The organism is Thermoanaerobacterium sp. PSU-2 (assembly GCF_002102475.1).
Classification (GTDB): Bacteria; Bacillota; Thermoanaerobacteria; order Thermoanaerobacterales; family Thermoanaerobacteraceae; genus Thermoanaerobacterium.
This window is the reverse complement of sequence record NZ_MSQD01000027.1, coordinates 1-6,587: the sequence shown is the minus strand read 5'-3', so window position 1 is coordinate 6,587 and position 6,587 is coordinate 1. Positions and strand designations below refer to the sequence as shown.

At 29.8% G+C, this 6,587-nt stretch carries 7 protein-coding genes; all 7 read left to right on the top strand.

Features of this window, described 5'->3' with window-relative positions; genetic code table 11:
• The coding region (locus tag BVF91_RS12860) for a glycosyltransferase family 2 protein (protein ID WP_350353829.1) at positions 1-1,023 on the top strand (1,023 nt) is incomplete at its 5' end.
• Positions 1,020-1,940, top strand: coding sequence for a glycosyltransferase family 2 protein (locus BVF91_RS12855; protein WP_085113749.1), 921 nt, complete (start codon positions 1,020-1,022; stop codon positions 1,938-1,940). The genes BVF91_RS12860 and BVF91_RS12855, both read left to right, overlap by 4 nt.
• A gap of 2 nt (positions 1,941-1,942) precedes the next feature.
• The gene (locus BVF91_RS12850) at positions 1,943-2,713 is read left to right on the top strand and encodes a sugar phosphate nucleotidyltransferase (protein WP_085113748.1); all 771 of its coding nucleotides are present in this window, start codon (positions 1,943-1,945) and stop codon (positions 2,711-2,713) included.
• Positions 2,713-3,177: a dTDP-4-dehydrorhamnose 3,5-epimerase family protein gene (locus BVF91_RS12845; RefSeq protein ID WP_085113747.1), complete on the top strand. Its 465-nt coding sequence runs from the start codon at positions 2,713-2,715 to the stop codon at positions 3,175-3,177. Before BVF91_RS12850 ends, BVF91_RS12845 begins: the two co-directional genes overlap by 1 nt.
• A gap of 9 nt (positions 3,178-3,186) precedes the next feature.
• Positions 3,187-4,194: a dTDP-glucose 4,6-dehydratase gene (rfbB, locus tag BVF91_RS12840; RefSeq protein ID WP_085113746.1), complete on the top strand. Its 1,008-nt coding sequence runs from the start codon at positions 3,187-3,189 to the stop codon at positions 4,192-4,194.
• Between the two features lie 9 nt (positions 4,195-4,203).
• Positions 4,204-5,043 (top strand): dTDP-4-dehydrorhamnose reductase, encoded by an 840-nt coding sequence (gene rfbD / locus BVF91_RS12835; RefSeq protein WP_085113745.1) that lies wholly within the window; start codon positions 4,204-4,206, stop codon positions 5,041-5,043.
• Between the two features lie 19 nt (positions 5,044-5,062).
• Complete coding sequence (locus tag BVF91_RS12830) at positions 5,063-6,442, top strand: sugar transferase (protein WP_206199064.1); 1,380 nt, start codon at positions 5,063-5,065, stop codon at positions 6,440-6,442.
• Positions 6,443-6,587: the final 145 nt, after the last annotated feature.

Genomic DNA, 6,587 nt, shown 5'->3' with positions numbered 1-6,587 from the left:
TCAAATTTTCTCATTTATAGTAAGACATTTAATTTGAGAATTATAAAAAATGGAGAAAACGATATGTTAGATATCATTTTATCAACATACAATGGAGAAAAGTATCTAAAAGAACAAATAGAGTCCATTTTAAATCAGACTTATAAAGATTGGCGGTTATTAATACGTGATGATGGTTCATGTGATAGAACGTTAGATATAATAGAAGAGTATATCAAAAAGTTTAATGGGAAAATATATTTTATCAATGATAGTGATAAGCATCTTGGAGCATCAATGAGTTTCTTTAATTTATTAAAATATTCTACTGCTGATTACATTATGTTCTGCGATCAAGATGATGTTTGGCTACCTAATAAGATAGAGATTACTCTAAACGAAATGCAAAATTCGGAAAAATTTTATCCAGATAAGCCTGTATTGATTCATTCTAATTTAAAAGTTGTAAATGTTGGTTTAAAAATAATAGATGAATCTTTTTGGAAATATCAAAAGTTAAATCCAAATTTAAAAAGATTAAATAATCTTTTAATACAAAACAATGTTACAGGCTGTACTGTTATGATAAATAGAAAACTTAAAGATTTATTGGGAACAGTTCTAAGCAACGCAATAATGCATGATTGGTGGCTTGCTCTTGTAGCATCATCATTTGGTGTTGTTGAGTATATAGATAAACCACTTATACTATATAGGCAACATGGAGCTAATGATACAGGTGCAAAAAGATATAAAATTTCTTATTTTATAAATAGATCTTTAAAATATGATAAAGCAGTTAAAACAATTAATAAAATTATTAACCAAGGCAAAGAGTTTTACTCAATATATGGAAATATGCTTGCAAAAGAACAAAAAGATATTGTTTATAATTTTATTACACTTTTTGAAGTTGGCAAATTCAAAAGGATTTATCGTATATTTAAGTATAAATTTTTTAAATATGGCTTTTTGCGAAATCTTGGGTTTATAATTGTTATGCTTATACCAGGTAAAAACAAAGTAAAAGGTGATTGCAGGTGAAAGTTTCAGTAATAGTTCCAACTCTAAATTGTGAAAAAACAATCGAAGACCTCCTAAAAAGGTTAAAGAATCAGACGCAAAGAGCCGATGAAATAATAGTAGTGGATTCTGAATCTAGTGACAACACTGCAGAGATCGCAGAAAAAGAAGGAGCTAAAGTAATAAAAATAAAACGTAGGGATTTTGATCATGGTGGTACGAGAAATTTTGCTGTAGAAAATTCTACAGGCGATATTATTATTTTTTTAACACAGGATGCACTACCATATGACGAATATTTTATTGAAAACATCATTACACCATTAAAAAATACTGATGTTGCTGCAGTATACGGAAGGCAAATAGTAGATGAAAAAGCTATACCAACTGAGAAGTTTGCGAGACTTTTTAACTATCCGGAAAAAGGATTTATAAAAAGCAAAGAAAATATTAATGAATTAAAGATTAAAGCGTTTTTTTTCTCAAATGTGTGTTCTGCAATAAGGAGAAAAGAATTTGAGCAGGTTGGGAGATTTCCGGATAAGACAATAATGAATGAAGATATGATTATCGCATCGAGGCTTATATTAAATGGATATAAGATAGTATATGCTCCAAATGCAAAAGTCATTCATTATCATAATTATGATCCGATAAAGCAGTTTAGAAGAAATTTTGATATTGGCGTATTTTTTTCAGAAAATAGTTGGATTTTAAAATATGGAAAAGCAGAAGGCGAAGGAATTAAATTTTTGAAAGATGAGATTAAGTTTTTATGGCATAGTGATAAAAAATGGGTAGTTTATGCTGTCATTGATGCTATATTCAGATATTCTGGGTATCAGTGCGGTTTAAGGCATAGATTTGTCCCATTGTTTATAAAAAAAAGAATAAGCATGAATCTAAATTATTGGGCAATCAAAGAAAGGAGATTTTAAAAATGAAAGGTGTAATATTGGCAGGTGGAACAGGTTCAAGGTTATTTCCACTGACAAAAGTGACAAACAAACATTTGCTACCTGTAGGTAAGTATCCAATGATTTATTATCCTATTTATAGGTTAATCGAGGCAGGAATTACAGAAATACTTATTGTGACTGGAAAAGAGCATATGGGCAGTGTTGTAAATCTTCTTGGCAGTGGTTATGAGCTCGGTGTAGAATTTACATATAAAATTCAGGATCAGCCTGGTGGTATCGCGCAAGCTTTGGGATTAGCCGAGCATTTTGTAAATGGCGATAAATGTGTTGTAATACTTGGTGACAACATATTTGAAGATAATATCAATTCATTTGTGTCAAGCTTTAAAAAACAAGAAAAAGGTGCAAAAGTTTTATTAAAAGAAGTTCTGGATCCAGAGAGATTTGGCGTCGCAGAATTAAAGGGAGATAAAATAATATCAATTGAAGAAAAGCCTAAAAATCCAAAAAGCAATTATTGTGTAACAGGGATATACATGTATGACAGCAGAGTTTTTGACATAATAAAAAAACTGAAACCATCTGGAAGAGGAGAGCTTGAAATAACAGATGTAAATAATGCATATATAAAAGATGGTACGTTAACGTATGATATACTCGAGGGTTCATGGACAGATGCGGGTACGTTTGAATCATTAAAAAGAGCGAATGAATTATCGTATAATATAGAGCTTAATTTTAATGACGCTTTAGAATATGCAGCAGCTACAAAAGAAATGGAGGATCAATAATGGAAGAATTAATACAAGGGGTAGAAGTAAAAAAACTTATAAAGCATGTTGATGATAGAGGCTTTTTCATGGAGATATTGAGAGATGATGATAACCTCTTAAAAAAATTTGGACAGGCTTCTATGTCTCTTACATATCCTGGTGTAATAAAGGCATTTCACTACCACAAATTACAGGATGATTTGTGGTTTTTCCCAAAAGGCAATGCACAGGTTGTACTGCATGATATGAGAGATGATTCGCCTACAAAAGGTATGACAAATGTATTTTATATGGGTGAGCATAATTCAATTTTATTATTAATACCTGCAGGTGTTGCACATGGATATAGAGTTTTGGGAAATGAACCTGTAATAATAACTTATTTTACTACAATGTCATATAATCCTAAAAATCCTGATGAATATAGGATACCATGGGATGATCCGGTAATAGGGTTTGATTGGACTACAAAAAACAGGTGAGGTGTTAAGATGAAGGTATTGGTAACAGGTGGAGCAGGGTTCATAGGAAGTAATTTTATAAAATACATGCTTAAAGAACATAAAGATTATAAAGTAATAAATCTTGATAAACTTACATATGCAGGAAATCTTGAAAACTTAAAAGATGTAGAAAATAACTCTAATTATGTATTTGTTAAAGGCGATATAACAGACAGGGAGATAGTTGGAAAAATATTTTCGGATGGCATAGATTATGTTGTAAACTTTGCTGCAGAGTCTCATGTTGACAGAAGTATAGAAGATCCAGGTATATTTTTAAAAACTAATGTTTTAGGTACACAGGTTTTATTGGATGCAGCAAAAAAGTATGGCGTTAATAAGTATTTACAGGTATCTACTGATGAGGTATATGGTTCACTTGGAGAAACAGGGTATTTTACCGAACAAACATCATTATCACCAAACAGCCCTTATTCTGCAAGTAAAGCATCGGCAGATTTGCTTGTTCGAGCTTATCATCATACGTTTGGAATACCTGTAAATATAACAAGATGTTCAAATAATTATGGACCATATCAATTTCCTGAAAAATTAATACCTCTTATGATAATAAATGCATTGCATGGCAAAGAGCTGCCGGTATATGGTGATGGATTGAATGTAAGGGATTGGTTATATGTGGAAGATCATTGTAGAGCAATTGATTTAGTACTGCATAAAGGGAAAATTGGTGAAGTATACAATATAGGTGGAAACAATGAGAAAGCAAATATAGAGATTGTCAAACTTATATTAAAAGAACTTAATAAGCCTGAATCATTAATTAAATATGTGAAGGATAGACCAGGACATGATAGGCGCTATGCTATAGATTCATCAAAGATACAAAATGAACTTGGTTGGAAACCTACATATAATTTTGATGAAGGTATGAAAAGAACGATAAGATGGTATTTAGAGAATGAAGAATGGTGGGAAAAGATAATATCTGGGGAATATAAGGACTATTATGAAAAGATGTATAAAAACAGGTAGGTGATGCAATTGAAAATATTAGTAACAGGCAAAACAGGTCAGCTTGGATATGATTTATATGAGCTTTTAAAAGGCAGTGAAGATATTATATTAGCAGGAAGAGATGAATTTGATATAACCAATATAGATGCTACGCATAAATTTGTAAAAGAATATCTACCTGATATAGTGATACATTGTGCAGCATATACAAAAGTAGATGACTGCGAAAAAAATATTGATTTGGCTTATAATGTAAATGCCTTAGGTGCAGGTAATACTGCGTCGATATGTAGCGACATAAATGCTAAAATGGTGTATATATCTACAGATTATGTTTTTGATGGGAGTAAAAATACACCATATACAGAATTTGACACACCAAATCCTTTAAATGTTTATGGTAATAGTAAACTGGCAGGAGAAAACCTGGTAAAAGAAATATTAGACAAACATTATATTGTAAGGACGTCATGGTTATATGGCATAAATGGCAATAACTTTGTTAAAACAATGTTGAGATTATCTAAAGATAGAAAAATGTTAAAAGTAGTCAATGATCAGCATGGGATACCTACTTTTACAAAAGATCTAGCGGAAGGCTTATATTTTCTTATAAAAACAGATGCATACGGGACATATCACATGACAAACAGCGGAGAGACAACTTGGTATGAATTTGCTAAAAAGATATTTGAAATAGCCAATGTGAATATTAATGTAGAACCTATAACGACAGAAGAATATAATGCACCGGCATTAAGACCGAAATATTCTGTTCTTAATAATTATGTTTTAAAATTGAGATTTAACTATGAGTTAAGAAATTGGGAAGATGGCTTAAGGAGTTATTTTGAATTATTAGCTTAAAGTGAAGGTGTATAATATTATGAGATATAAATCTTTTAATATAGTAATAGATGCGTTTGCTCTATTACTTTCCTTTGTTTTTTCGTTATTTTTGCGCTTTAGTTTTATTTTTAAAAATATTGATATTAAATGGTATATATATTCTTTCTTAATTATTATGGTTACAGATTTGCTAGTGCTATATTTTAAAGGATTGTATGAAAAAAATTTTAGTAATGTATTTGAACAAATAAGTATTATATTTGAAGGATTAATATATTCTACATCGCTATATATTATAATGTCATATTCCATTAAGAATACTATATTTTCAAGATTAACTTTAGGGTACTTTATCATCTTATCGTTTATATTTCAAGTTACTGGTAAATATTTTATCTTATATCTTATAAAGAAAGAATATAGCAAAGGAAAAGGGTTAGTCAACACAATTGTAATTGGCGAAATTCAATATTTTAGTGAAAATTTAATAAAAGAAATAGATACAAAACATGTATTTGGACTTAAAATATTAGGCGTTTTATCTAAACATGTCGAGAATAGCAGTTTTTTGAATTGCGTTGGAGATATTAGGGATTTTAAAAAAATTATTAATGAATATAATGTTAAATCGATAATTATTACTTCCAAAGTTGATAATGTTGAAGAAATTATTGATTATTGTCTTTTAAAATATATAAGTATTTATACTTTAGGAAATGCGGTTGATTTGATGAACTACCCAGTGGAAATTGTATTTATAGAAGATACTCCTATATTAAAAATAAAAGATGTTTTAATCAGTGGGACAACTGCGAGATTAAAAAGACTGATTGATTTTATGCTTTCGTTGTTTTTGATAATAATTTTATCGCCATTATTAGTCTTGATTTCTATTTTAATAAAAATAACTTCGCCTGGGCCTATACTTTTTAGGCATAAGAGGCTTGGATTGAACGGAAAATTAATTGATGTTTATAAATTTAGAACTATGGTGGTAAATGCACAGGAAGTATTAGAAAAAATTTTATCTGAGAATCCCGATTTAAAAAAGGAATATGAAGAAACATTTAAACTAAAAGATGATCCAAGAATGACGAAAATAGGGAAAATTCTCAGAAAAACGAGTCTTGATGAATTGCCACAGCTTTTTAATGTCATAAAAGGTGATATGAGCTTAGTTGGTCCAAGACCGATTGTTTTAGAGGAAATAAATATGTATAAAGAGCATGGAAAGTATCTTTTGCGTGTACTGCCTGGTGTAACAGGATTGTGGCAGGTTAGCGGCAGGAATAACGTGGATTATGAAGAAAGAATAAAAATGGATATGCAGTATATTATGAACTGGAATTTATGGCTTGACTTAAATATTCTCTTTAAGACTATACCTGCTGTGCTTAAAAAAGATGGAGCGTATTGATAATTTTAATTGTGATAATAATTAGAGTCCATAGTAATATACTTAGTATTATTCCGTTTATAAGACCAACGTAAAATTTATGTTTAAGCATATAATCATTCCTTATTTTTTTTATTATATTTTGCATTATTATTTAAATTTTATT

What these genes read in the sequence shown, in the direction of transcription:
- BVF91_RS12850 (WP_085113748.1), top strand. Translation starts at nt 1,943, where the DNA reads ATGAAAGGTGTAATATTGGCAGGTGGAACAGGTTCAAGGTTATTTCCA.
- BVF91_RS12845 (WP_085113747.1), top strand. Translation starts at nt 2,713, where the DNA reads ATGGAAGAATTAATACAAGGGGTAGAAGTAAAAAAACTTATAAAGCAT.
- rfbB (WP_085113746.1), top strand. Translation starts at nt 3,187, where the DNA reads ATGAAGGTATTGGTAACAGGTGGAGCAGGGTTCATAGGAAGTAATTTT.
- BVF91_RS12830 (WP_206199064.1), top strand. Translation starts at nt 5,063, where the DNA reads ATGAGATATAAATCTTTTAATATAGTAATAGATGCGTTTGCTCTATTA.